This window comes from Janthinobacterium glycogeni, from assembly GCF_051380725.1.
GTDB lineage: Bacteria > Pseudomonadota > Gammaproteobacteria > Burkholderiales > Burkholderiaceae_D > Janthinobacterium.
Genome location: NZ_JBNYXP010000008.1, coordinates 25460 through 50874, shown reverse-complemented (window position 1 = coordinate 50874; position 25415 = coordinate 25460). Strand labels below are relative to the sequence as shown.

The following is a 25415-nucleotide window of genomic DNA, read 5'->3' as shown; positions in this document are numbered from 1 at the left end:
GTGAACAGGCCCGGCCCCATCATCAGGCGGCGGGACACCCCGCCGGCCTGGAACAGCTGTCAACACCTGATGCTACGTTGTGGTCAGCTGCCCTGGAAACTCTTATTGCAGTTTGATTTCGACATCAACACCAGCTGGCAGGTCCAGCTTCATCAGCGCGTCAACGGTTTTGTCCGTTGGGTCAACGATGTCCATCAGGCGTTGGTGCGTACGGATCTCGAACTGATCGCGCGAAGTTTTGTTGACGTGCGGGGAACGCAGCACATCGAAACGCTGAATACGGGTAGGCAGTGGTACTGGGCCTTTGACGACAGCGCCGGTGCGCTTCGCGGTTTCAACGATTTCCAGAGCGGACTGGTCGATCAGTTTGTAATCGAAAGCCTTCAGGCGGATGCGGATTTTTTGGTTTGGTGCCGACATGATATTTCCTTAAAAGAACGAACCGCGCGGTTTGCACGGCAATGAGGTCATACGGGAATTTCTGACGCAACAACCGTCAGGGTCGACATGATAGCACCAAAATGCTTGCCAACCCCGGCAGTTGAATAAAAAGAAGGGCGCCGGGCGACGACGCGTCTTCTTTTATGCAGGCTTAAGAATTAAGCCAGGATTTTTGCAACAACACCAGCGCCGACGGTACGACCGCCTTCGCGGATAGCGAAGCGCAGACCTTCTTCCATCGCGATCGGGTTGATCAGCTTGACGGTGATCGACACGTTATCGCCTGGCATGACCATTTCTTTGTCTGCTGGCAACTCGATCGAACCAGTCACGTCCGTCGTGCGGAAGTAGAACTGTGGACGATAGTTGTTGAAGAATGGCGTATGACGGCCGCCTTCGTCTTTCGACAGAACATAGATCTCGCCGGTGAAGTGGGCGTGCGGCTTGATCGAGCCTGGTTTTGCCAGAACTTGACCACGTTGCACGTCTTCACGCTTGGTGCCGCGCAGCAGCAGACCAACGTTGTCGCCTGCTTGACCTTGGTCCAGCAGCTTGCGGAACATTTCCACGCCGGTGCAAGTCGTTTTGACGGTATCGGTGATACCGACGATTTCGATCTCTTCGCCGACTTTGACGATGCCGCGCTCGATACGACCCGTTACCACGGTACCGCGACCCGAGATCGAGAACACGTCTTCCACTGGCATCAGGAAGGCGCCGTCAACAGCGCGCTCTGGCGTTGGGATGTAGGCATCCAGCGCATCGGCCAGACGCAGCACTGCGTCAACGCCCATTTCGCCTTCTTTGCCTTCCAGCGCCATACGTGCCGAACCTTTGATGATAGGCAGGTCGTCGCCTGGGAATTCGTACTTCGACAACAGCTCGCGCACTTCCATTTCAACCAGTTCCAGCAGCTCTGCGTCGTCGACCAGGTCGCACTTGTTCAGGAACACGATGATGTATGGAACGCCAACTTGGCGGGCCAGCAGGATGTGTTCGCGGGTCTGTGGCATTGGGCCGTCAGCTGCGGAGCACACCAGGATCGCGCCGTCCATCTGCGCAGCACCGGTAATCATGTTTTTGATGTAATCGGCGTGGCCTGGGCAGTCAACGTGCGCGTAGTGACGCGTTTCCGTTTCGTACTCGACGTGGGCGGTGTTAATCGTGATACCGCGCGCTTTTTCTTCTGGAGCCGCATCGATCTGGTCGTATGCTTTAGCTTCGCCGCCGAATTTCTTCGACAGAACCGTTGCGATTGCAGCGGTCAGCGTGGTTTTACCGTGGTCGACGTGGCCGATGGTGCCGACGTTGACGTGCGGCTTGGTCCGTTCGAATTTACCTTTTGCCATTTTATTCTTCCTTAGAACAATGATTTAAATGTAGGGACCGGCATTCTCGTGAAAGCCGGCCCAGAACTTCTATTACTTAGCTTTCGAGCTTACGATTGCTTCAGTCACATGCTTAGGTGCTTCAGCATAGTGCTTGAATTCCATCGTGTAAGTCGCACGACCTTGGGTCGACGAACGCAACGATGTAGCGTAACCGAACATTTCCGACAGCGGTACTTCAGCCTTGATGATCTTGCCGCCACCGCCAGCAATTTCATCCATACCTTGCACCATGCCGCGACGCGACGACAGATCGCCCATCACGGTACCGGCGTAGTCTTCCGGCGTTTCCACTTCCACGGCCATCATCGGCTCCAGGATGACTGGCGATGCTTTGCGGCAGCCATCTTTGAATGCCATCGAAGCGGCCATGCGGAATGCATTTTCGTTCGAGTCAACATCATGGTACGAACCGAAGAACAGCGTGACTTTCACGTCAACGACTGGGTAGCCAGCCATCACGCCCGAAGTCAGCGTGTCGCGCACACCTTTTTCAACTGCAGGGATGTATTCGCGAGGAACGGTACCGCCCTTGATCGCGTCAACGAATTCGAAGCCCTTGCCCGGTTCTTGCGGTTCGATCTTCAGAACCACGTGACCGTATTGACCACGACCACCCGATTGCTTGACGAATTTGCCTTCCGACTCTTCGCACACTTTACGGATCGTTTCGCGGTAAGCCACTTGTGGCTTGCCGACGGTCGCTTCAACGTTGAATTCGCGCTTCATGCGGTCAACGATGATGTCCAGATGCAACTCGCCCATACCGGCGATGATGGTCTGGCCCGATTCTTCATCGGTACGCACGCGGAACGATGGATCTTCTGCAGCCAGGCGGTTCAGGGCCAGGCCCATTTTTTCCTGGTCGGCCTTGGTTTTTGGCTCGACTGCCTGCGAAATCACCGGCTCAGGGAAGACCATGCGCTCCAGAACTACGCTGGCTTTTTCGTCGCAAAGCGTATCGCCAGTGGTGGTGTCTTTCAGACCCACGACGGCGGCGATGTCGCCAGCGCGCATTTCCTTGATTTCTTCGCGTTCGTTCGCTTGCATCTGCACGATACGGCCGATACGCTCTTTCTTCTGCTTCACGGAGTTCAACACCGAGTCGCCCGAATTCAGGGTACCCGAGTAGCAACGGATGAAGCACAACTGACCGACGAACGGATCGGTTGCGATCTTGAACGCCAATGCCGAGAATTTCTCATTGTCGTCAGCTGCGCGCTCGACTGGCTGCTCGTCCTCGTCCAGACCTGGGACAGGTGGAATGTCGATTGGCGATGGCAGGTACTCGATGACCGCGTCCAACATGGCTTGTACGCCCTTGTTTTTAAAGGCGGTACCGCACAGCATTGGAACGATTTCGCTGGCGATGGTACGCTGACGCAGGGCGGCCTTGATCTCTTCTTCCGACAGATCGCCTTCTTCCAGGTACTTGTTCATCAGGTCTTCCGACGCTTCAGCAGCGGCTTCAACCATGTTTTCGCGCCACTTGGCAGCATCAGCGGCCAGGTGGGCAGGAATGTCGCCGTATTCAAACTTCATGCCTTGCGAAGCGTCGTCCCAGATAACCGCTTTCATCTTGACCAGATCGATAACACCGGTGAAGACGTCTTCAGCGCCGATAGGCATCTGAATCGGTACTGGGTTGGCTTTCAGACGCGAACGCATCTGATCGTAGACCTTGAAGAAGTTGGCGCCGGTACGGTCCATCTTGTTCACGAAGGCCAGACGTGGCACTTTGTACTTGTTAGCCTGACGCCATACCGTTTCCGATTGTGGCTGCACGCCGCCGACTGCACAGTAAACCATGCAGGCGCCATCCAACACGCGCATCGAACGTTCCACTTCGATGGTGAAGTCAACGTGGCCTGGGGTGTCGATGATGTTGATGTGGTGCGCTGGGAAGTTGTTTGCCATGCCTTTCCAGAAGCACGTAACAGCAGCCGAGGTAATCGTGATACCGCGCTCTTGCTCCTGTGCCATCCAGTCGGTGGTGGCAGCGCCATCATGGACTTCGCCCAGCTTGTGGTTCACGCCTGTGTAGAACAGGACGCGCTCAGTCGTGGTCGTCTTACCTGCATCGATGTGAGCGGAGATACCGATATTACGATAGCGCTCAATGGGGGTCTTGCGGGCCATAATTAATCCTAAATGAATGGACAAAACCGAGCAGCATTTTTTTGCAAAAATGAGCCCGGCCTCGAACAACAGATGCTTGACAGCCGCCTTGCGGTAGCTGGCTTTATATTAGAAGCGGAAATGCGAGAACGCTTTGTTCGCTTCAGCCATACGATGGACTTCGTCGCGTTTTTTCATCGCGCCGCCGCGGCTTTCAGCCGCTTCCATCAGCTCACCGCCGAGGCGTTGTGGCATCGATTTTTCGCTGCGCTTGTTAGCAGCTTCACGCAACCAACGCATGGACAGAGCCATACGACGGACTGGGCGAACTTCGACCGGCACCTGGTAGTTTGCACCACCGACGCGACGGGATTTCACCTCAACCAGCGGCTTGGCGTTGTTGATTGCGGTAGCAAAAACTTCGAGCGGATCTTTGCCCGATTTTGCTGCGATGTGCTCGAAAGCACCGTAGATGATGTTTTCTGCAACCGATTTCTTACCGGACAGCATCAGCACGTTTACAAATTTAGCGACATCAGTGTTGCCGAATTTTGGATCTGGCAAAATTTCGCGCTTGGGTACTTCACGACGACGTGGCATATCAATTCCTTTCAATCTTCAGTTGAGCGCGCGTTCTTCGCACACTCGCGGACGACCATCATAGTCTTCCACTTACTCGACCAGATGCGGTCGACTACATTCACTTAGCTAGTTGCCACTGAGCGAAACTTGGGTTTGCTGCGTACAACTTATTACTTCTTGCCAGCTTTAGCGCGCTTGGTACCGTACTTCGAACGCGATTGCTTACGGTCTTTAACGCCTTGGGTATCCAGGGCACCGCGAACCATGTGGTAACGCACACCCGGCAAATCCTTGACGCGGCCGCCGCGCAACAGCACAACACTATGCTCTTGCAGGTTATGGCCTTCACCGCCAATGTACGAAATGACTTCGAAACCATTGGTCAGGCGAACTTTAGCGACTTTACGCAGAGCCGAGTTAGGCTTCTTTGGAGTCGTGGTGTAAACACGTGTGCAGACGCCACGTTTTTGCGGGCTGTTTTCCAGCGCCGGCGATTTGCTCTTCACGGTCAAAGCGACGCGTGGATTGCGAATCAATTGATTGATGGTTGGCATCGTTATAAATCCAACAAAAAACTACGATTAATAACCCGGGCAAGATGCCCGGCGACTAAAACCTCGTCCCGCTTTCATCTACTGCGCACCGGAGGCGCCCGCAGCCACTCGATAAGGAGCGGCCATGAAATGCCAAGTAATGCGTAAACGATGAGCAGAATAAAATCGAGAACTCGCTAGTTTAGACCTTGTGTTACAGGGGGTCAATCAGTTTACCGCTTTTTGCTATAAAAAAAGGCAAAAAACGTGGGAATTTGTGGCATTTTGACTAATCTTTGGCAGCGAAGCGCGGACGACGCCACGCGTAAACGCTTGATGATTTGGCACTCTTTCCCTGCGACCAAGCATCTGGCACGCACATTCTTGTACGACCGCAAGACAACAAAAAGACTGATAATAGCGGACATTTTTCGCTGCCTCCCCTTATGCGCTCCTTGCTTCGCCCCGCCAATCTGTTCCTGCTCCTGACATATGCCTTGCTGACGGCCGTGCCCTTCGTCCCCGCGCTGCTGGGGCGTGCGCTCGAGCATCCGTGGCAGATGCTCACGTTCGAGCTGCTGGCCTGGCTGGCCGTCTGGAGCGTGTTCAAGCGCCCCGCCTACTTCCACTGGCTGCTGGTGCCCGCCTTCCTGGCCCTGCCGACGGAAATCTACCTGTTCATTTTCTATGGCCAGGGCATTTCCACGCACCACCTGGGCATCATCTTCGAAACCAGCCCCAAGGAAGCGATGGAATTCCTCGGGCAAAAAGTGTGGCTGATGGGCGCCGTCATGCTGGGCGTGATCGCCTGGTGCGCCCTGAGTTGGCATGCGGCCACGCGCACGCGCGACCTGGACTGGCGCGGCAAGACGCGCCCGGCCGCCTTCGTGCTGCTGCTCCTGCTGGGCGGCTTCTGGTGGTATGGCTACGAATTCGGTTTCGAGGCCAAGGCCGTGCGCAGCGCCGCCGCGTCCGCCAAGGCCAGCGGCAAGGCGGGCGCCTCCGGCTTCGGCGACGCCAGTTCGGCCGACGACGAGACGGCCGAGGAAGACGAAGAAAGCAGCAAGCCCGAGAACGCCAGCATCGCCGGCGCCGACGAGACGGGCCTGGGCTGGCCCAGCCTGCCCCACTGGGCGCGCCTGCCCTACGCCTTCGATACCATCAGCAATTCCTGGCCCTTCGGCCTGGCCGCGCGCGGCTTCGATTTCTACAAGGAACGCAAGTACCTGGCCGAACTGGGACAGAAAAGCAGCAGCTTCCGTTTCGGCGCGCACCAGCAACAGCCCGATCCCCATCCGGAAGTGGTGGTCATGGTGATCGGCGAATCGTCGCGCTACGACCGCTGGAGCCTGAACGGCTACGAACGCGACACCAATCCCCTGCTGAAACAGGAAAGCAACCTGGTGCCGCTGGCCGACGTCATCACGGCCGTTTCCGCCACGCGCCTGTCCGTGCCCGTCATCATTTCGCGCAAGCCGGCCACGCAAAGCCTCAAGGATGGCTTCTCGGAAAAATCCTTCCTCACCGCCTACAAGGAAGCGGGCTTCAAGACCTACTGGCTATCGAACCAGATCTCGTTCGGCCAGTTCGACACGCCCGTGTCCGTATTCGCCAAGGAAGCGGACGTAGTGCAGTTCCTGAACCTGGGCGGCTTTACCAACAGTTCGAATTTCGACCAGATCCTGTTCGATCCGTTCAGGAATGCGCTGGCCGACCCGGCGCCGAAAAAACTCATCGTGCTGCACACGCTGGGCAGCCACTGGAACTACAGCCAGCGCTATCCGAAAGCGTTCGACAAGTGGCAGCCGTCGCTGTTCGGCGTCGACAAGCCCGTCTACACGGACACGGCCATCAAGCCGCAGCTCAACAACAGCTACGACAGCTCCATCCTGTACACGGACTGGTTCCTGTCGCAGGTGATCGGCATGCTGAAGGACGACGGCCAGCGCACAGCCCTGCGCAGCTCGCTCGTCTACGTGGCCGACCACGGCCAGACCCTGTACGACGGCACCTGCCGCCTGGCCTTCCACGGGCACAACACGCAGTTCGAATTCCACGTGCCCGCCTTTGTCTGGTATTCGCCGCAATTCCAGCAGCACTATCCGGACAAGGTGACGCAGCTGCGGCGCCATCAGAAGGCGCGCCTGTCGACGGAAAACATGTTCCACACCCTGCTCGACCTGGGCGACATCCGCTTCGCCGGCGAACAGCCCGAATGGAGCATCGTCAGCCCCCGCTTCAAGCAGCACAAACGCTACGTCGACAGCTACGGCTGGACCAACTACGACAACGCCATCATCCGCGGCGATTGCCGCGAAGTGATCGACAAGAGCACGCCGGAGAAGCAGGACAAGTAAAGGCGGTCAAGGCGCCCTCAGGCCCGTTCCAGCACGCCGCTACAATCGGCCGGTTGCGCCATGTGCGTGCTGAGCCAGTCGAAGACGCGTTCCGCCTTGTCTTCGATGGCGCTGTCAAAGCCCCGCTGCGCCAGCAGAGCGATGCCGTTCGTGGCCTGCAGCACGCCGGGCGCCGGCGTCATCGCGACGCACGCACCACGGCGCCAGGCAGTCTTCCAGCAAGGGGCCCAGCACCAGGTTGTGCGACGAGACGATCACCAGGTGGCGCGCGGCCAGCGTATGCAGCACGGCGGCCGCCGCCGCCACCGACTCGAGGTGGTTCGTGCCGCGGAAGATTTCATCGATCAGGAACAGCGCCGGCGCCCCGCCCTCGGCCAGCGCCAGCAATTCGCGCGCGCGCCGCAATTCGGCGATGTATAGACTTTCGCCGCCATCGAGCGAGTCCTCGTTCTGCATGCTCGCATACACGGCCAGGCGCGGCACATCGGCGCTGTGCGCATGACAAAAGCCGAAGGCCCGCGCGCAGACCAGGTTCAGGCCTATGCAACGCAGCAAGGTGCTCTTGCCGATCCCGTTCTGGCCGGAGATGAAGGCCCCCTTGCCCTGCACGTCGAACGACAGCGGCGCGGCGTTCTCCAGCAAGGGATGCAGCATGCCCCGCAAGGCCAGCGCGCGCGGCGCCGCAGTGCCCGCCCAGCAAAACACGGGGGAAGCACGCAGCTGCCGCGCCAGCGCCAAGTCCGCTTCCAGCTGCGCCACCTGGGTGAAGCTGTCGCGCAGAAAGGGAAGCTGCTGCGCCACCAACTGGCGCGTGCGGAAATAGCGCTTGACGTTTTTCAGCAGGAGCCAGTCGCCATATTCGACCAGTACCGTATCGATGAAGGGCACGTAGTGCAGCAGCGAGCGCTCGATGGCGCGCGTCAGCTTGGCCGCCTGTGCGCCGCCGGCGGCGCATGGCAAGGCTGCCGGCACAGCAAGCCGCGCCAGCGCGGCACGGGTTTTCAGCAGGTGGCGCAAGGTAGCGAGCGTGCGTTCCCATAGCTTGGCGCTTTCGTAAAAACGCACCTGTACAGCCATCAACGCGACACAGGCGGCCAGTACGCCAAACAGCGCCGGCCAGCCCACCAGCCAGGCGGCAACGACGGCCAGCAACAGGGCCAGCGGCACCAGCCATAACCAGGCGCTCCACCATGGCGCCGGTGCCAGCGCCGCGCCGAACAGGGTCTCGCTCACCTCAGTATCGGTCTGGCGCAAGGGCAGACAGGCGCGCTCCAGGCTGGCCACTTGTGCCGGGTCGTCCAGCAATTGCCGGACGCGCGCGACAGAGGCGGGATCGGCCTGGCCGCCGTTCAGACGCCGGTGCAGCTCCTGCTGGCCGAAGATGCTGGTCTCGCGCGCCAGCTGCGCCGCATACTGGTCAAGCAGCAGCTCGTCCCAGGTCTGAGCATCGAGCGCTGGCGCCTCGTCCGTCAACCGCTGCAGCATCGCCACGTCGCTGCGCGCGAAAGGGTAATCGAGCGCCGGCGCGAAGGCGCTGGCAGGGAAAAATTGCTGGAGGAATGGATGCATGGCGCCTGCGGAGGAGTCGATGAAGGGAATGCCACAGCAGATGCAGGCGATTGCCAATTTATCAAGTTCCGCCTGCACGGACGGACAGGCCGGACAGCGCGGACACAACGGACAGCCGGACGCCCGAACTTTTCCCCATTCAAATCAACGACTTAATCAATGGCATGGATCGTGCATTGGAAAAGTCATCCTTCACGAGACATGCCCATGATCCGCGATACCTCCTCTCAAGACGCCGTCCTGTCCGCCCGGCCCGGCCAGCGCCACAAGCAACGCGCCCTGCTGCTGGCCGGCGTCGTCATCGTCATCGGCGCCGCCGTCGCCGCCGTTACCGGCTGGCGCAACAGCGAGCATTCCGTCAACAGCAGCCGCCTGCGCATCGCCGACGTCACGCGCGGCACCCTGATCCGCGACGCAGCCGTCACGGGCCGCGTGGTCGCGTCGATCAGCCCCACCCTGTATTCGACCACGGTGGCCACCGTCACGCTGAAAGCGAAGGCGGGCGACACGGTCAAGAAAGGCGACATCCTGGCCGTGCTGGAATCGCCTGACCTGTCCGACGCCCTCAAGCGCGAACAATCGAGCGTGCAGCAGCTGGAAGCGGAAGTGGCGCGCCAGCAGATCCTGGCCAAGAAGCAGAAGCTGCTGGCGCGCCGCGAAGCCGATACGGCCGAAATCGAGCGCCTGTCCGCGCAGCGCACGCTCGAACGCTATGAAAGCGTGGCGCAGGTGGGCATCATCGCCAAGATCGATTACCAGAAGGCCAAGGATGCCTTGAATTCGGCCGATATCCGCAGCAAGCACGCCTCGCAGGCGGCAGGCCTGGAAAGCGAGGACGTGACCCTGGCGCTCAAGACCAGGGTGAATGAACTCGAACGCCAGCGCCTCGTGCGCGACAACGCCCTGCGCAGGGTCGACGAGCTGACCGTGCGCGCGCCCGTCAACGGCTTCATCGGCACCCTGTCGGTGGCCAACCGCAGCGTGGTGCAAGCCAATACGGCCCTGATGACCCTGGTCGACCTGTCGCAGCTGGAAGTCGAGCTCGAGGTACCGGAAACGTATGTGGCCGATATCGGCCTGGGCATGCGCGCCGAGATCGAAACGGGCGCCATCCGGGCGACCGGCAAACTGTCGGCGCTGTCGCCCGAAGTGGTGAAAAACCAGGTGCTGGCGCGCGTGCGTTTCGATGGCGAGCAGCCGGCCGGCCTGCGCCAGAACCAGCGCGTGGCGGCGCGCCTGATGATCGATGAAAAACCGGATGTGCTGATGCTGGCGCGCGGCTCTTTCGTCGAAGCCGAAGGCGGCCGTTTCGCCTACGTCGTGCGCGACGGCGTGGCCATCCGTACGCCGATCAAACTGGGCGCCACCAGCGTGGCGGCCGTGGAAATCCTCGGCGGCCTGAAGCTGGGCGACAAGGTGGTGATCGCCGGCACGGAAGCGTTCGAGAACGCCGCCCGCATCTCGCTCAACTGACACATCATTCAACTTATATTCTGAGAGGCCCTCCATGCTGCGCATGCAAAACCTGAGCAAAATCTATCGCACCCACATGATCGAAACCCACGCGCTGCGCGGCTTCGACATCCATGTGCAGCAAGGTGAATTCGTCACCGTCACGGGGCCGTCCGGCTCGGGCAAGACGAGCTTCCTGAACATCGCCGGCCTGCTCGAGGAATTCACCGATGGCGAATACATCCTCGACGGCATCAATGTCAGGGGCATGGACGACAATGCCCGTTCGCGCCTGCGCAATGAAAAACTCGGCTTCATCTTCCAGGGGTTTAATCTGATTCCCGACCTGTCGCTGTTCGACAACGTCGACGTGCCGCTGCGCTACCGGGGCTTCAACCGCGCCGAGCGCAAGGAGCGCATCGAGGACGCGCTGGCCAAGGTGGGACTGGCGTCGCGCATGAAGCATTATCCGGCCGAACTGTCGGGCGGCCAGCAGCAGCGCGTGGCGATCGCGCGCGCGCTGGCCGGCTCGCCCAAGCTGCTGCTGGCCGATGAACCGACGGGCAACCTGGACACGCAGATGGCACGCGGCGTGATGGAACTGCTCGAGGACATCAACGCGCAGGGCACCACCATCCTGATGGTCACGCACGATCCGGAACTGGCGCTGCGCAGCCAGCGCAATGTGCACATCATCGACGGCCAAGTGTCGGACCTGGTGCAGCACAGCGCCTCGCTGTCGGCCAGGCCGCAGCACGCCGCGACCGCGTAAGGAGAGACCATGTTCCGCTACTATTTCACGCTGGGCCTGCGCAGCCTGCGCCGCAACCGCGCCCTGACCGCGCTGATGGTGCTGACCCTGGCCGTCGGCGTGGCCGCCAGCGTGTCGACCGTCACCATCCTGCATGCCATGTCGGGCGATCCGCTGCCGCACAAGAGCGACCGCCTGTTCGTGCCGATGATCGACGTCGTCCCCTTGAAAAGTTATGTGCCGGGCGCCAAGCCCAGCTTCGGCCAGTCGCAGCTGGCCTATACCGACGCGAAGAATTTCATGGCCAGCAACATGGGCGTGCGCCGCACCGTCATGTACGGCGTGGCCGGCCCGGTCGAGCCGGCACGCACGGATATCGGCGCCTTCCAGGCCCAGGGCCTGGCGCCCACGCGCGACTTTTTCGCCATGTTCGAACTCCCCTTCCTGTATGGTCAGCCATGGAGCGAAGCCGATGACGCCAGCGGCGCCGACGTCATCGTGCTGAGCCGCTCGCTGGCGGAAAAACTGCTGGGTACGGTCAATCCCGTGGGGCGGCGCGTGACCGTCCTGGGACAGCCCTATCTGATCAGCGGCGTGCTCGATCACTGGGATCCCGTGCCGCGCATACACCGCATCATCGGCAGCAAGGGCGCCTTTGGCACGGAAGATGAATTCTTCATTCCGTTTGCCAGCGCCATCCGCCATGAAACGCGGCATGACGGCGGCATGGCCTGCAGCGGCGTCGAACGCGGCCCCGGCTTCCAGGGCGTCCTGGCGTCGGACTGCACCTGGCTGCAGTTCTGGTTCGAGATGGAAAGCGCAGGCCAGCGTGGCGAGCTGCAGGCATATCTCGACAGCTATGCTGCCGAGCAGCGCAAGCTGGGCCGCATGCCGCGCCACGCGCCCAACGCCCTGTACAACGTCAAGGAATGGATGGTGTTCCTGAACGTGGTCGACAACGACAACAAGCTGGCGGCCTGGCTGGCCTTCGGTTTCCTGCTGCTATGCCTGGTCAATACCATCGGCCTGCTGCTGGCGAAGTTTTCCGTGCGCGCCAGTGAAGTGGGGATCCGCCGTGCGCTGGGCGCCACGCGGCGCGATATCTTTCGCCAGTTCCTGATCGAGACGGGCGTCATAGGCCTGGCCGGCGGCGTACTGGGCCTGCTGCTGGCGTATGCAGCGCTGGCCGTCGTGCGTTCGCAATCGAAGGAACTGGGCACGGTGGCGCACATGGATATGCCGATGCTGCTGCTGACGTTTGCCGTCTCCGTGCTGGCCTCCCTGCTGGCGGGTTTGCTGCCCACCTGGCGCGCTTGCCAGGTGACGCCGGCGATACAGCTCAAATCCCAATGACATTCACCGTACCGCAATGAGGTTCAACATGGAAATCCGCCCCATCCTGTCGGCACTGATGCGCAGCAAAACCGGTGCCGTACTCGTCGCCGTGCAGATCGCCATCAGCCTGGCCATCCTGGCCAACGCCCTGCATATCGTTAACCTGCGCCAGGCGATCGCCGCCCGCCCCACCGGCGTGGCCGCTGAAAACGACATCTTTTATGTCAACATCCAAAGCATGGACAAAGGCAGCCACCAGCGCCAGCTGGCCGACCAGAAACGCCAGGCCGCCTTGCTGCGCAGCCTGCCCGGCGTGCTCTCCGTGGCGCAGACCTCGCAGGCCGTGCTGTCGCGTTCCGGCAGCAGCACCAATGTCTCCATCAAGCGTGGACAGCCCACGGCCAGCGCCACCACGTCGATGTATTTCACGCCTGACTCGCTGGTCAAGACATATGGACTCAAGCTGGTGGAAGGCCGTGATTTCCATCCCGACGAAGTGCCGGAAATCGATGAAAGCGTCGATGCGATCTTTCCCAAGGTGGTCATCGTGACGCTCGCCGCGGCGCAAAAGATCTGGCCTGGCGAGAGCAGCTTTGTCGGCAAGACCCTGTTCAACGGCACCGGTGACGATGACGACGAAATGCGCGTGATCGGCGTGGTGGAGCGGCTGCAGACACAGGTCGGCCAGGCCAGCGCGCAGGGCGAGCATTCGCTGATCCTGCCGGCGCGCCTGACGGGTTCGCGCGACTCGCTGCTGTACGCCGTGCGGGCCGAGCCTGGACAGCGCGACCGCCTGATGAAGGAGGCCGAGCAAGCCATCCGCAGCGCCACCAGCGAGCGCCTGCTGGTACGCACCGACACGCTGGAAAAGCACCGCACGTCACGCTACCGGGCCGACCGGGGTTTGTCCTGGATGCTGATCGCCGTGTCGACTCTGCTGCTGCTGGTGACGGCCAGCGGCATCGTCGGCATCGCCAGCCTTTGGGTGACGCAGCGCAGGAAGCAGATCGGCGTGCGGCGCGCACTGGGCGCCCGCCGCGTCGACATCCTGCGCTACTTCCTGACCGAGAATTTCATGATCAGCAGCGTCGGCGTGGCGTGCGGCGTGCTGCTGGCCCTGGGCTTGAACCAGCTGCTGGTCAGCCAGCTGGAAATGGCGCGCCTGCCGCCCGGCTACCTGCTGGCCGGCGCGCTCGTGTTCTGGCTGCTGGGCCTCGGTGCCGTGTACGGCCCGGCATGGCGCGCGGCCAGCATTTCGCCGGCCACCGCCACCCGCAGTACCTGAGCCGGCACCTGAGTGATATGCTGCGCGCATGCCTACCGTACTGATTATCGACGACAATGCCGCCGTGGCCATCGCGCTCGACGTGCTGTTCTCCCTGCACGAGATCGACGCCGTGCGCGCCGCCTCGCCCGAGGAAGGCTTGCACCTGCTCGAGCACCACGCCATCGACCTGGTGGTGCAGGACATGAACTTCACGGCCGACACCACGTCGGGCGAGGAAGGCGGCGCGCTGTTCCACGCGATCCGCGCACGCCACCCGGACCTGCCCGTGATCCTGCTGACTGCATGGACCCAGCTCGACGCGGCCGTCGACCTGATCAAGTCCGGCGCGGCCGACTACCTGGCCAAGCCCTGGGATGACCGGCGCCTGATCGCCAGCGTGCAGAACCTGCTGGAACTGGGACAGGCCAACCGCGCGCTGCGCCAGCGCGTGCTGGCCGAGCAGCGCCAGCGCCACGCGCTGGAACACGACTTCGACTTGCGCGGCATGGTGTGGCAAGACCCGGCCACGGAAAGAGTCGTGCACCTGGCGTGCCAGGTGGCGCGCGCCGACGTGCCCGTGCTCATCTCGGGGCCGAACGGCAGCGGCAAGGAACGCATCGCCGCCATCGTGCAAGCCAATTCCCAGGTCGCCGGCGGCCCCTTCGTCGTGCTCAATTGCGGCGCCGTTCCCGTGGAGCTGATCGAGGCGGAACTGTTCGGCGCCGAGGCCGGCGCCTACACGGGCATCACGCGCGCGCGCGACGGCAAGTTCGACGCGGCCGACGGCGGCACGCTGTTCCTCGACGAGATCGGCAACCTGCCGCTGGCCGGACAAATGAAACTGCTGCGCGTGCTCGAAACGGGACGCTTCGAGCGCCTCGGTTCGAACCGCGAGCGGCAGGTGAAAGTGCGCGTCATCAGCGCCAGCAACGCCGACCTGCCGGCCATGATCAGGGCCGGCACGTTTCGCGAAGACCTGTTTTACCGCCTGAACGTGATCGAACTGCGCTTGCCGCCGCTGTCCCGGCGCCCGGCCGACATCCTGGTGCTGGCGCGGCATTTCCTGGGCAGCGAAAAAACGCTGGACGCCCAGGCCCAGGCTAGCTTGCTGGCGCACGGCTGGCCGGGCAATGTGCGCGAACTGAAAAACGTCATGCAGCGCGCCAGCCTGCTGACGGCAGGTCCGGTGATCCGCGCGGAGGAACTCGGCTTGCCGCTGGCGACGGCGCCGCGCACGCTACAGGATGGCGCCGGCACGGAACCGGACCGCGACAGCGTCGTGGCTGCGCTGGACCGTGCGCAAGGAGTGGTGGCACAGGCGGCGCAGGAACTGGGGCTGTCACGCCAGGCGCTGTACCGGCGCATGGAGCGCCTGGGCATCGCGCGCGGCTGATGGCCTACCGCCCCATGCGCCTCTCCCTGCTCACGCGCTGGACGGCGCTGATCGTCACCTTGCTGGTACTGGGCATCGTCATCGCCCTGCTGCTCGCGTATTTTTTGCCAGGCCAGCCGCTGCTGGTGCTGGCGGGTACGCTGCTGTGCGTGCTGCCGGTGGCCATCATTACCATCCGCGCCCAGCTGCAAGCGATGTTGTCGCTGTTTCGCGCCTTGAGCGGCACGGTCGCCAGCTACCAGGATGGCGACTTCGGCTTCAGCTTGCGCTGGCCGCAGAACGATGAACTGGCCGACCTGGTGGCGGCCCACAATGCGCTGGGCGACGTGCTGCGCAAGCAGCGGCTGGATCTGGTGCAGCGCGAACTGCTGCTCGACACCATGGTGCAAAACACGCCGGTGGCCATGCTGCTGGTGGCCGAGGGCAGCGCCATCGTCTACGCCAACCTGGCCGCGCGCCAGCTGCTGCACCACGGCCGCCGGCTCGAGGGGCACCACCTGGCCGACATCGTGCGCGAGGCGGCACCGGCCCTGGCCGAGGCGCTGGCGCGCCGCAACGACGGTTTGTTTACCAGCGGCGAAGGGGAACAGGAAGAGGTGTATCACCTGGCGCGGCGCAGCTTCAGCCTGAACGGGCGCAAGCACGAACTGCTGCTGCTGCGCCAGCTGACGCTGGAACTGCGGCGCCAGGAAGTGCAGACCTGGAAAAAAGTCATCCGCATCATCAGCCATGAACTCAACAACTCGCTGGCGCCGCTGGCCTCGCTGGCCCATTCCGGCGCCGAGCTGGTGCGCCGCGGCCAGACGGAGCGCCTGCCGCAAATCCTCGCCACCATCGAAGAGCGCACGCGTCACCTGGAATCCTTCATCCTCGGCTATGCGCGCTTTGCCAAGCTGCCCGCGCCGCGCCTGGCGCCGTGCGAATGGCAACCCTTCCTCGACAGCCTGGCCTCGCAAGCGGCCTTCACGCTGGACGGCCCACCGCCCGCGCAGGCCGCCGTGTTCGATGCGGCGCAAATGCAGCAGGCGCTGCTCAATCTGCTCAAGAATGCGCTGGAGTCCGGCTCCAAGCTCGAGCATATCGGCCTGCACGTCAGCCAGGCGCAAGGGCAGCTGCGCATCGAAGTGCGCGACCGAGGTCCGGGCATGAGCGGCGCCGTGCTGGAAAACGCGTTGGTGCCGTTCTATTCCACCAAGCGCAGCGGCACGGGACTGGGGCTGGCCCTGGCGCGCGAAATCGCCGAAGCCCATGGCGGGCGCATCACCCTGGCCAACCGCGAAGGCGGCGGTCTGGCGGTGACCTTGATTCTGCCCTTACTCGAAAGAAATTAGTTCACTGTGTAACGATTTTTAAATCACACGATCAGCAACTATTTTTCAGTGCAATATTAATAATTATGGTTTTTAATATTGCAACTTCATGCCCGCCACGCCCGTGTGTTAGAAATAAGCTATTTAAGTTTGCATAATGATATAAAAATAGCTCATTGACAATGAATTGTCTTGGCGATAATTTATCAGCGCGGTACGGTTTTTTTGAAACATTAATCGTCTTTTCGCGGGGATTAACATGAAATTAAAATCACTCATCGCAGCGGCAGTACTGAGCGCTGCTTCCATCGGCAGCGCCAGCGCCGCCGCCTACACAGTCAACCTCGTCAATACCAGCGGCAATCTGTGGACCAGCGGCTTCAGCGCCATTCCCAGCCCGCTCGGCGACTTCACCGATACGTTCACGTTCACGCCCAACGCGACCTTCGGTTCCACCGCGCAAGCCTTCCTGGCCAACCTGTCCGTCACGGGTTCGGACAGTTCCTCGATCAGCTTCACCAGCGCCAACCTGAACGGCATTTCTCTGAGCGGCTTTGGCGGGCCCACCGTCTTTGGCTATGCCCAGGGCGAAGTCCTGGCGCCGACCAGCATTCTGTTCAACGGCCCGCTGGTCCTCACCGTCATCGGCAACACCAAGGGCGGCAGCTATGGCGGCGTCTTCAACCTGAACCTGGCGCCCGTTCCTGAACCGGAAACCTATGGCATGCTGCTGGCCGGCCTGGGCATACTCGGCTTCCTGGCGCGACGCCGCAAGCAATCTTGAGCGCACCACCCAAAAGACGCCACGGCGTCTTTTTCTTTGGCGGCTGCTAAACTGACGCCATGACGACCGACTTTATCTCCACCAGCAACACCGCTTTCAGCCACCCGGGCCACCCGCCCGCCACCACCACCGAACACCGCGGCATCCGCTACCTGCACCTGGGCACCAAGTGGGTGCAGGGCGCCATGCGCCTGGACAAACCGGACGCCATCGAGCTCGAATACGTGCAGATGATGATGATGTGGATGCTGTTCAAGACGCAGCCCAAACACATCGTGCAGCTGGGTCTGGGCAGCGCCGCGCTGACCAAGTTCAGCTACCGCCGCTTTCCCGACGCCAAGGTCACGGCCATCGAACTCAATCCGAACGTGATCGCCATCTGCGGCGCCCAGTTCGCGCTGCCGCCGAACGATGCCCGCCTCGACGTGCGCGAAATGAATGCGCTCGACTTCGTGCTCGACCCGGCCAACCACGGCACGGTCGACGCGCTGCAAGTGGACCTGTACGACGAAGACGCACGCGGCCCCGTGCTCGACACGCCCGAGTTCTACCAAGCCTGCTTTGACTGCCTGACGGACGACGGCATCATGTGCACAAATGTCTTCGGCGACTTCCCCAACTACGACAAGAATTTGCAGGCGATGGAACTGGTCTTCGACGCCGTCGTCTGGGTGCCGGAAATGGAAGATGAAAACATCGTCGTACTGGCCTTCAAAAAATCGCCATCGCTCGACTTCAGCGATTTATATGAGCGCGCCGCCGCCATCAGGAAACAGTTCAACCTGCCCGCGAAGAACTGGGTCAACGGCTTGAAGCAGTGGATGCAGGACCAGCAGTAAGGCGCTAGCGGCGCATCACGCCGGCAGCAGCGCGCCCAGGCGGCGCGCCAGGCCATCCATGTTCTCGGCCGGCACCTGCGCATAACCGAGCAGGAAACCGTTCCAGCCCGGTCCCTCGCCGGTGCCATGCGCGGACAGCGCCAGCGCCACGATGCCGTCCTGCGCGGCGCGGCGGCTCAACGCCAGGTCATCCCAGTGCTTGTCGTGAAAACGCAGCGCCAGGTGCATGCCGGCCGTGCCGCCATGGATGGCCGCGCCCGCGCACGCATGGCGCCGCAAGGCATCGCTCAAGGCGTCGCGGCGCTGGCGGTACAGGCGGCGCATGCGGCGCACGTGGCGCGCAAACAGGCCGCTGCGCAGGAACTCGGCCAGCGCCAGCTGTTCGGCCACGCGGCCCCGCGCGGCGCCCTGCGCCTGCATCTGCGCGAAGGCGCCGGCCAGCGCGGCCGGCACGACGATAAAGGCGATGCGCAAGGCGGGGAACATGGTCTTGCTGAAGGTGCCCAGATACACGACGGGTGCGTCGGCCACCAGTCCCTGCATGGCGGCCAGGGGCGGTCCGCCATGGCGAAACTCGCTGTCGTAATCGTCTTCGATGATCAGCGCTCCGGCCGCGCGCGCGCGTTCGAGCAGCGCCATGCGGCGCGCGGGACTGAGCACGCTGCCCGTCGGATACTGGTGCGACGGCGTCGTGTAGATCAGGCGCGGCGGCGTATCGCGCCAGTCCTCGTCCGTCGGCGCGATGCCATCCATGTCGACGGCGACGCCCGTCACCTGCAAGCCGGCGCCACGGCCCGCCGCCAGCGCGCCGCCATAGCCGGGATGCTCGATCCATAAAGTATCGCCCTGGTCGGCAAAGGCGCGCAGGCAGACATCGAGACTGCTCTGCGTGCCGTCCGTGATGAACACCTGGCCCGCATCGCAGACGACGCCGCGCGCGGCGCGCAAATGGTCGGCGATGGCCATGCGCAGCTGCGGCTCGCCGGCAGGGTCGCCGTAATTGAGCTGGCGCGGCGTCAGCGCGCGCCACGCGCGGTCCAGCATGCGCCGCCACTGCGCCAGCGGAAATTCGTCGAGCGCCGGCACGCCAGGCGCGAACGCGCCCATGGCGTCGGCGGGAAACACCAGCGCCGCGCTGGCATCCTGTCCTGACACGCCGCGCAAATGCCGGGCGCGGCGCGACAAGCCATCCTGGATACCGCTCACCGGCGATGCCGCCGGCACGCCGGCGCTGCCGGCGACGACGGTGCCGCGCCGGTCCGGCAAGACAAACCCTTCGCTGGCCAATTGCTCGTAGGCGTACAGCACGGTATTGCGCGCCACGCCCAGTTCGGCCGCCAGCACGCGCGTGGCAGCCAGGCGCGTGCCCGGCGCCAGCTGGCCGCCGCGGATCGCCGCGCGCAGACATTCATGCAGCAGGCGCTGGCGCGGCCAGCCCCGCTCGCGGTGCGTGCGCTCGAACGCGCCCAGCAGTAAAGCGAAATCCATGCGCCCCTTTCATCCTGGCTCTATATTTTTTGTCAGTTCTGGATCTTTTTTCAGGGCCAGATGCCGATTATAGTGCGGCCTGCTTCTTCAACCAACCGGATTCCCGCCATGACCGCTCCCGCCCTGCCCCCCAGCCCCCGTACCCGCGTGCGCCGCGTCGCCGAACTGGCCAGCTACGAGCAAGCCGCCCTGTACGCCATCCTCGATGCCGCCTACCTGTGCCATATCGCCTTCCACGACGACAAGGGCAGCCATTGCATCCCGACCGCCTGCTGGCGCATCGATGGCCACCTGTATATCCATGGCTCGAACGGCAGCCGCATGCTCAAACGCTTGCAAGACAGCGACGTATGCGTGACCATCACCCATCTCGACGGCCTGGTGCTGGCGCGCTCCGCCTTCAACCACACGATGAACTACCGTTCGGCGATGGTGTACGGGCAGTTTGAAAAAGTAAGCGATATCGGCCAGCAGCATGCGGCCATGGACGCGTTGATGGAAAAGCTGGCGCCGGGACGCCTGGCGCACGTGCGCGGCGGCAGCGCCAAGGAATACGCGGCCACCACAGTGCTGCGCATCGCGCTCGACGAATATGCCGTCAAGCAGCGCCAGGGCGGCCCGCTCGACGACGCGGACGACATGGCGCATGCCGTCTGGACGGGTGAACTGCCGTTTGCGCACGGCCGTGGCGCGGCCATCGCCGATGCGCTCAACACCAGCGATATGCCCGCGTATGCCGCCGCATGGGGTACGGAATCCGCTTGACCGGCCAGCATGCTTGACCGATGATCGGCGTTGATGGCGATCGCCACCAAGTTACCAACCGATCCAATCACTCATGGAGCATATGATGATGAAGCGAGTATCCCTGGCTGCGGCCCTGACGGTCATGCTGGCCTGTGGCGGCAGCGGCACGGCACTGGCCGCCGATGCGGGCGACGCGGCCCTGAAGGCGGCCATCGCCGGCAACGCGCGCACGCCGGCCAACGCGCTGCGCGACAGCGCCCGCCACCCTTATGAAACGCTGACGTTCTTCGGCATCAAGCCGACCATGACGGTGGTGGAACTGGCGCCCGGCGGCGGCTGGTACACGGAGATCCTGGCACCCTACCTGCGCGAGCACGGCAAGCTGATCGCCGCCGGCAACGACCCGCAGTCAAGCAGCGAAGGCGCGCGCCGTGGCGCGGCGCGCTTCCAGCAGAAACTCGACGCCAATCCGGCCGCTTTCGGCAAGGTGGAAATCGGCGCCTTCGCACCGCCCACCACCTACCGCATCGCGCCCAAGGGCACGGCCGACATGGTGCTCACTTTCCGCAATATCCACAACTGGATACCGATCGGCGAAGCGGGCATGCAGACCCTGTTCAAGGAAGTGTATGACAGCCTGAAACCGGGCGGCGTCTTCGGCGTCGTCGAGCACCGCCTGCCGGCGAACAAGCCGCAGGACGCCACGGCCAGCAGCGGCTACATGCACGAAGCGTATGTGATCAAGCTGGCGGAAAATGCGGGTTTCAAACTGGCCGCCAAATCGGACATCAACGCCAATCCGAAAGACACGGCGGACCATCAGGGCGGCGTCTGGGCGCTGCCGCCCACCTACGCCAACAAGGATGTGGACCGGGCCAGCTACACGGCCATCGGCGAGAGCGACCGCATGACCCTGAAGTTCGTCAAGCCATAGTCAATCCAACGGCGGCGCGCCAATCCGGCGCGCCGCCCGAGCGCGGATTGACCTGCCGGCTACAGGTGGATGCCGTACACGCCGCACAGGCGCTTGACCAGGGTGCAGGAGCTGGCATCGCCGTCCACCACGCACGCGGTGTAGGCTTCCTCGCAGGTTTCGCGCGATGGCAGGGCATACGCGGAAGAACTGACGGCGCCGGCAAAACCGACGGCGGCGCAAAAGACAAATACGGCTTTTTTCACATTGATCATTTTTATCCCATTCCCAAGAGTTGAGTCGTTCTAAAAACCACTGGAAGACAAAGACGCCAGCCGCCAGAAAGCGCCGGTCGACAGACAAATTTCATGGCGCACAGAAATAGTACCACCTTGAAAAGTTAGTAAATACGCAAACAAGAAAACAAGATAACGTTTATTTTTCGCCCCATTTCATGGAATAAAAACCGGCCCGCCGCCCTTGCGCCGCGCATTTGCATGGCAACAGGCGAAAAAAAACCGCAGCACAGGCTGCGGTTTTGGTATCGACCCCTTATTTCTTCGCGTCCTTCGGCTTTACCGGCATCAGGCTCAGGTCCTGGAAGTCGTAGCTGAAATCCGTTTCGGCCGACACGGGCGCCATCTTGACCCGGTCGATGCTGCCATCGGGGTTGAGCGAGAACGTCACGTAGGCGTCCGCGTTGAAATTGCGCTCTTTCCAGCGCACGATGAAGGTGTCGTGCTGCCAGTGTTCCAGCTCGCCCGTCAGGTCCGGCGTGCGCGTGAAGCTGAGGATGTGTTTTTTCCCTTCCGGCTTGATCACGACCTTGCCGTACCAGGCGTCTTCATACTCGCCGTCATACGCCGCCAGCGGCAGCGAAGGCTGCGATTTGGCCGCGCGCGCGCTCGACGCCTTGCCCTGCTTTTTCACCTCCTCGGCATGCTGGTCCTGCTCCACCTTGGCCACCAGCGCCAGCCAGTCCGACGGCGCGGCCTGCAGGTAATGATCGAGGATGCGCCATTGCAGCGCCGTCATCGAACCGCCATTTTCCGCATTGGTCAGAATGGCCACGCCCAGTTTCGCTTCCGGCACCATCACCACGCGCGAATAAAATCCCTGCAGCGCGCCGCCGTGCATGGCGACCTTCATGCCCTTGTAGTCGCGCAGCTGGAAGCCCAGGCCATATGCGCTGAAGTTCGGTTTCGTCGCGGCCAATGCCGGTTTCGGCTCGGGAATCTTGATCGGCGTTTGCGCCGTCCACATCTCGCGGCCCTGCTTTTCGCTGAACAGGCGCGCTTCCTTGCCATCCTTGTCCGTCGTACCGGCGATCTTGCCGCCATCGAGCAGCACCATCATCCACTTGGCGATATCTTCCGCATTCGTGTTGATGCCGACGGCGCCCACGGCGTTCGGCACGGGCATGGACTTGACGGCGGCGATCTTGCCGTCGATCTTGCTGTGCGCGCTGGCGACGTCGGGCTTGCCCGCATTTTCAGCCAGGCTGGTGGTGGTGCCCGTCATGCCCAGCGGCGCCAGGATGCGCTCGTGCATGGCCTCGCCCCAGCTTTTTCCCGCCTTGTCGGCGATGATCTTGCCGGCCACGATATACAGCAGGTTATCGTAGGCATAGCTGTTGCGAAAACTCGTGGCCGGACGGATGTAGCGCAGCTTCTCGATGATCTCGTCGGTGCTGAACGTGGTGGTCGGCCACCACAGCAAGTCGCCGGCGCCCAGGCCCAGGCCGCTGCGGTGCGTCAGCAGGTCGCGCACGGTCATGGCGCCCGTCACGTAGGAATCGTGCATCTGGAAGCCGGGCAAATGCTTGGTGACGGGATCGTCCCAGGCCAGCTTGCCCTCGTCGACCAGCATGGCCAGCGCGGCTGCCGTGAAGCCTTTCGAGTTCGATGCCACTTCAAACAAGGTCTGCGCATCGACGGCGGCCGGCTCGCCCAGCTTGCGCACGCCGAAGCCCCTGGCGGTGACGACCTTGCCGTCCTTGACGATGGCGATCGCCATGCCGGGCACGTCGAACACTTTCAGGGCGGTGGCGACGTCGCGCTCAAGATCGAAGGCAGGCGCGGGCGCCGGTGCGGCGGCAACGACGGGGGCGGCGTCAAATGCCAGCGCCGGCACGGCGATGCCGGAAAACGCCAGCACGATGGCGGCGGCGAGGCGGTTCATGGTATGCATGGTCAGGATGTCCAAAGAAGGTTCAATGCGCTTGCGCGGCCATCAATTTATCGACGCTTTCCTGCGTCACCGGGTGGTAGCGTTCGCGCGCCTGCGCATACACGTCCTTGGCCCAGGCATGGCCTTGCGGCGTCTTCATCAAGGCGCTGTACAGGGGCACGACGAACTTCTGGCGGCCCACGCTCATCAGGAATGCCTGCAAGGGCTGGCGCACGTCGTAGCCGGCGTTCACGGAGGCCAGATAGAAGCGGTAGGCCACTTCATTGTTGCCGCTCTTGCCCACGCCGTAGACCTGGTCGAGCTCGCGCAATTGCGCCGCGCTGGCCTTGTTGTTGATGTCGTTCAGGAAGTGCATCGACTCGATGGCGATCCACTTGTCCATGCCCAGGTCTTTGGTGGACAGCTCGCCCTTGAGCCAGGCGTCGCGGTGCTGGTCGAGCAGCGCCAGGCGCGGCGAAACGACGCGCTGCGCGCTGGCCGGCACGCCCGTGCCATACAGCCATTCATCGAGTTCCGCCGGCGGCATCACGTCCGGGTGCTGCGCCAGCAGGTTCTTGCGCAGGTAGGCGATGAACTGCTCCGTCGTCACGCTCTGGAACGCATGCTGGTCGAACCAGCCGCGCAGGAAGAGGTCGAACACGGCGCGGCCGGCGCGGCGCTCCATGGTGGCCAGGAACCAGGCGCCTTTCGGGTAGATGATCCCGTCATCCGTGTACGTTTCCGCCGGGTTGGCATCGGCGTCGCGCGAGATCAGCGCCGTTTTCGCAGCCGGCAATTCGCGGATCGACGCGGCCAGTTCTTCCTGGTCGACCTGCACGCCCATCTGCGCCACGTCGCTGCCATACAGCTGCTCGACGATGCGCGTCGTGACGTAGGTGGTGAAGCCTTCGTTGAGCCACATGTGTTTCCACGAGGCGTTGGTGACCAGGTTGCCCGACCACGAGTGGGCCAGTTCATGCGCGATCAGATCGACCAGGCTGCGGTCGCCCGCGATCATGGTCGGCGTGAGGAAGGTCAGGCGCGGGTTTTCCATGCCGCCGTAGGGGAACGATGGCGGCAGCACGATCATGTCGTAGCGCCCCCAGCCATACGGGCCATACAGCGCTTCGGCCGCCTGGATCATCTTTTCCGTATCGGCCAGCTCGTATTCGGCCGCCTTGATGCGCGGCGGTTCCGCATACACGGCGGAGCGGGGGCCAAGCTTGCGCACTTCCAGTTCGCCGATGGCGATCGCCAGCAGGTACGATGGAATCGGCTGCGGCATCCTGAATTTCCAGCCGCCCTTGCCGGTCGCCTTTTCATCGTTCTCGGCGCTCATCACGACGCGCATGCCCGATGGCGCCTCGATGCGCGCGCTATACGTAAAGCGCACGGCCGGCGTATCCTGCGACGGCACCCACGAGCGGGCGTTGATGCTTTGCGACTGGCTGAACATGAAAGGCAGCTTGCCCGACATGGTCTGCTGCGGCGTGAGCCACTGCAGCGCGATGGCGTTCGGCGCCGTGTGATAGTAGACGCGCACCTTGCCCGGCTGGCCCGTGGTGGTGATGCGCAACGCCTGGCCCTTTTCCGGGTCGGCCTTGTCCAGCTGGTACGGCGCCATCTGCCATGCGCCGCGCTTGTCCTGCACCTGCACCTTGGCGATCGACAAATCGCGCGTATCGAGCACCAGGGTGCGCGCCGCCGGATCGATCCAGTTCAAGGACAGCTCGGCATAGCCGGACAGGGTCTTTTGCTTGAAGTCGGCTTTCAGGTCCAGCTGCAGGTCGCGTGTGCGCACCTGGTCGTAGCGCGCATAGCTGAGGGGGTCGGCGTGCGCGGCCAGAGTCACCTGGCAAAGTAGCGCACAGCCCAGCGCGCGCAGGAAGGTCAAAGTTTGCATGGTCGTCTTTTGAATGATTTGCGAAAGCCCCGATCCGTGTGCGCCGGGGCGTCGCGCAGAATAGCACTTCCAGCGC

The 25415-nt window shown here is 62.7% G+C and carries 22 protein-coding genes; 11 read left to right on the top strand and 11 right to left on the bottom strand.

What is annotated here, in order from left to right; all coding sequences use genetic code 11:
• Nucleotides 1–102: 102 nt before the first annotated feature.
• The 5 genes from rpsJ to rpsL all read right to left on the bottom strand — a co-directional run bounded on the left by rpsJ (nucleotide 103) and on the right by rpsL (nucleotide 5083).
• Entirely contained in the window at nucleotides 103–420 is a 318-nt protein-coding gene (gene rpsJ, locus ACQ4W4_RS19015; RefSeq protein WP_010394389.1) for a 30S ribosomal protein S10, read from the bottom strand.
• Between the two features lie 179 nt (nucleotides 421–599).
• Nucleotides 600–1790, bottom strand: coding sequence for an elongation factor Tu (gene tuf / locus ACQ4W4_RS19010; RefSeq protein WP_034753125.1), 1191 nt, complete (start codon nucleotides 1788–1790; stop codon nucleotides 600–602).
• 72 nt (nucleotides 1791–1862) lie between these two features.
• A complete protein-coding gene (fusA, locus tag ACQ4W4_RS19005) occupies nucleotides 1863–3968 on the bottom strand; it encodes an elongation factor G (RefSeq protein ID WP_034753184.1) in 2106 nt (701 codons plus the stop codon).
• Between the two features lie 108 nt (nucleotides 3969–4076).
• The gene (rpsG, locus tag ACQ4W4_RS19000) at nucleotides 4077–4547 is read right to left on the bottom strand and encodes a 30S ribosomal protein S7 (RefSeq protein ID WP_010394377.1); all 471 of its coding nucleotides are present in this window, start codon (nucleotides 4545–4547) and stop codon (nucleotides 4077–4079) included.
• Nucleotides 4548–4699: 152 nt separating this feature from the next.
• Nucleotides 4700–5083, bottom strand: coding sequence for a 30S ribosomal protein S12 (gene rpsL / locus ACQ4W4_RS18995; protein WP_010394376.1), 384 nt, complete (start codon nucleotides 5081–5083; stop codon nucleotides 4700–4702).
• Between the two features lie 425 nt (nucleotides 5084–5508).
• Between rpsL and ACQ4W4_RS18990 the strand changes: the two genes are divergently transcribed.
• Nucleotides 5509–7419 carry a phosphoethanolamine transferase gene (locus ACQ4W4_RS18990; RefSeq protein WP_436543298.1) on the top strand — a complete coding sequence of 637 codons (1911 nt, stop codon included), beginning with the start codon at nucleotides 5509–5511 and terminating at the stop codon, nucleotides 7417–7419.
• Nucleotides 7420–7436: 17 nt separating this feature from the next.
• Here ACQ4W4_RS18990 and ACQ4W4_RS18985 read toward each other — a convergent pair whose 3' ends face one another.
• Both ACQ4W4_RS18985 and ACQ4W4_RS18980 read right to left on the bottom strand, forming a co-directional pair.
• Nucleotides 7437–7583: a hypothetical protein gene (locus ACQ4W4_RS18985; RefSeq protein ID WP_436543297.1), complete on the bottom strand. Its 147-nt coding sequence runs from the start codon at nucleotides 7581–7583 to the stop codon at nucleotides 7437–7439.
• Entirely contained in the window at nucleotides 7534–8988 is a 1455-nt protein-coding gene (locus tag ACQ4W4_RS18980) for a MutS-related protein (protein ID WP_436543296.1), read from the bottom strand. The genes ACQ4W4_RS18985 and ACQ4W4_RS18980 overlap by 50 nt, the downstream gene beginning before the upstream one ends.
• A gap of 207 nt (nucleotides 8989–9195) precedes the next feature.
• Between ACQ4W4_RS18980 and ACQ4W4_RS18975 the strand changes: the two genes are divergently transcribed.
• From ACQ4W4_RS18975 to ACQ4W4_RS18940, 8 genes are all read left to right on the top strand, one after another.
• Nucleotides 9196–10461 carry an efflux RND transporter periplasmic adaptor subunit gene (locus ACQ4W4_RS18975; protein ID WP_436543295.1) on the top strand — a complete coding sequence of 422 codons (1266 nt, stop codon included), beginning with the start codon at nucleotides 9196–9198 and terminating at the stop codon, nucleotides 10459–10461.
• 34 nt (nucleotides 10462–10495) lie between these two features.
• Nucleotides 10496–11212 carry an ABC transporter ATP-binding protein gene (locus ACQ4W4_RS18970; RefSeq protein ID WP_436543294.1) on the top strand — a complete coding sequence of 239 codons (717 nt, stop codon included), beginning with the start codon at nucleotides 10496–10498 and terminating at the stop codon, nucleotides 11210–11212.
• A gap of 9 nt (nucleotides 11213–11221) precedes the next feature.
• Complete coding sequence (locus ACQ4W4_RS18965) at nucleotides 11222–12544, top strand: ABC transporter permease (protein WP_436543293.1); 1323 nt, start codon at nucleotides 11222–11224, stop codon at nucleotides 12542–12544.
• 28 nt (nucleotides 12545–12572) lie between these two features.
• The gene (locus ACQ4W4_RS18960; RefSeq protein WP_436543292.1) at nucleotides 12573–13811 is read left to right on the top strand and encodes an ABC transporter permease; all 1239 of its coding nucleotides are present in this window, start codon (nucleotides 12573–12575) and stop codon (nucleotides 13809–13811) included.
• Nucleotides 13812–13839: 28 nt separating this feature from the next.
• The gene (locus ACQ4W4_RS18955; protein WP_436543291.1) at nucleotides 13840–15186 is read left to right on the top strand and encodes a sigma-54-dependent transcriptional regulator; all 1347 of its coding nucleotides are present in this window, start codon (nucleotides 13840–13842) and stop codon (nucleotides 15184–15186) included.
• A 14-nt stretch (nucleotides 15187–15200) separates the two neighbouring features.
• Entirely contained in the window at nucleotides 15201–16517 is a 1317-nt protein-coding gene (locus tag ACQ4W4_RS18950) for a sensor histidine kinase (protein ID WP_436543290.1), read from the top strand.
• Between the two features lie 238 nt (nucleotides 16518–16755).
• Nucleotides 16756–17280 (top strand): FxDxF family PEP-CTERM protein, encoded by a 525-nt coding sequence (locus tag ACQ4W4_RS18945; RefSeq protein WP_436543289.1) that lies wholly within the window; start codon nucleotides 16756–16758, stop codon nucleotides 17278–17280.
• Between the two features lie 59 nt (nucleotides 17281–17339).
• A complete protein-coding gene (locus tag ACQ4W4_RS18940; RefSeq protein ID WP_436543288.1) occupies nucleotides 17340–18119 on the top strand; it encodes a spermine/spermidine synthase domain-containing protein in 780 nt (259 codons plus the stop codon).
• A gap of 15 nt (nucleotides 18120–18134) precedes the next feature.
• On the opposite strand, the gene pdxR is transcribed toward ACQ4W4_RS18940, so the two are convergent.
• A complete protein-coding gene (pdxR, locus tag ACQ4W4_RS18935) occupies nucleotides 18135–19607 on the bottom strand; it encodes a MocR-like pyridoxine biosynthesis transcription factor PdxR (protein WP_436543287.1) in 1473 nt (490 codons plus the stop codon).
• 108 nt (nucleotides 19608–19715) lie between these two features.
• Between pdxR and ACQ4W4_RS18930 the strand changes: the two genes are divergently transcribed.
• Nucleotides 19716–20372 carry a pyridoxamine 5'-phosphate oxidase family protein gene (locus tag ACQ4W4_RS18930; protein ID WP_436543286.1) on the top strand — a complete coding sequence of 219 codons (657 nt, stop codon included), beginning with the start codon at nucleotides 19716–19718 and terminating at the stop codon, nucleotides 20370–20372.
• A gap of 85 nt (nucleotides 20373–20457) precedes the next feature.
• The gene (locus tag ACQ4W4_RS18925) at nucleotides 20458–21288 is read left to right on the top strand and encodes a class I SAM-dependent methyltransferase (RefSeq protein WP_436543285.1); all 831 of its coding nucleotides are present in this window, start codon (nucleotides 20458–20460) and stop codon (nucleotides 21286–21288) included.
• Nucleotides 21289–21347: 59 nt separating this feature from the next.
• Here the strand turns inward: ACQ4W4_RS18925 and ACQ4W4_RS18920 are convergent, their stop codons facing one another.
• The 3 genes from ACQ4W4_RS18920 to ACQ4W4_RS18910 form a co-directional block, all read right to left on the bottom strand.
• Nucleotides 21348–21542 carry a hypothetical protein gene (locus ACQ4W4_RS18920; RefSeq protein WP_436543284.1) on the bottom strand — a complete coding sequence of 65 codons (195 nt, stop codon included), beginning with the start codon at nucleotides 21540–21542 and terminating at the stop codon, nucleotides 21348–21350.
• A 277-nt stretch (nucleotides 21543–21819) separates the two neighbouring features.
• Nucleotides 21820–23457 carry a serine hydrolase gene (locus ACQ4W4_RS18915; protein WP_436543283.1) on the bottom strand — a complete coding sequence of 546 codons (1638 nt, stop codon included), beginning with the start codon at nucleotides 23455–23457 and terminating at the stop codon, nucleotides 21820–21822.
• Nucleotides 23458–23479: 22 nt separating this feature from the next.
• Complete coding sequence (locus tag ACQ4W4_RS18910) at nucleotides 23480–25339, bottom strand: M1 family metallopeptidase (protein ID WP_436543282.1); 1860 nt, start codon at nucleotides 25337–25339, stop codon at nucleotides 23480–23482.
• Nucleotides 25340–25415: the final 76 nt, after the last annotated feature.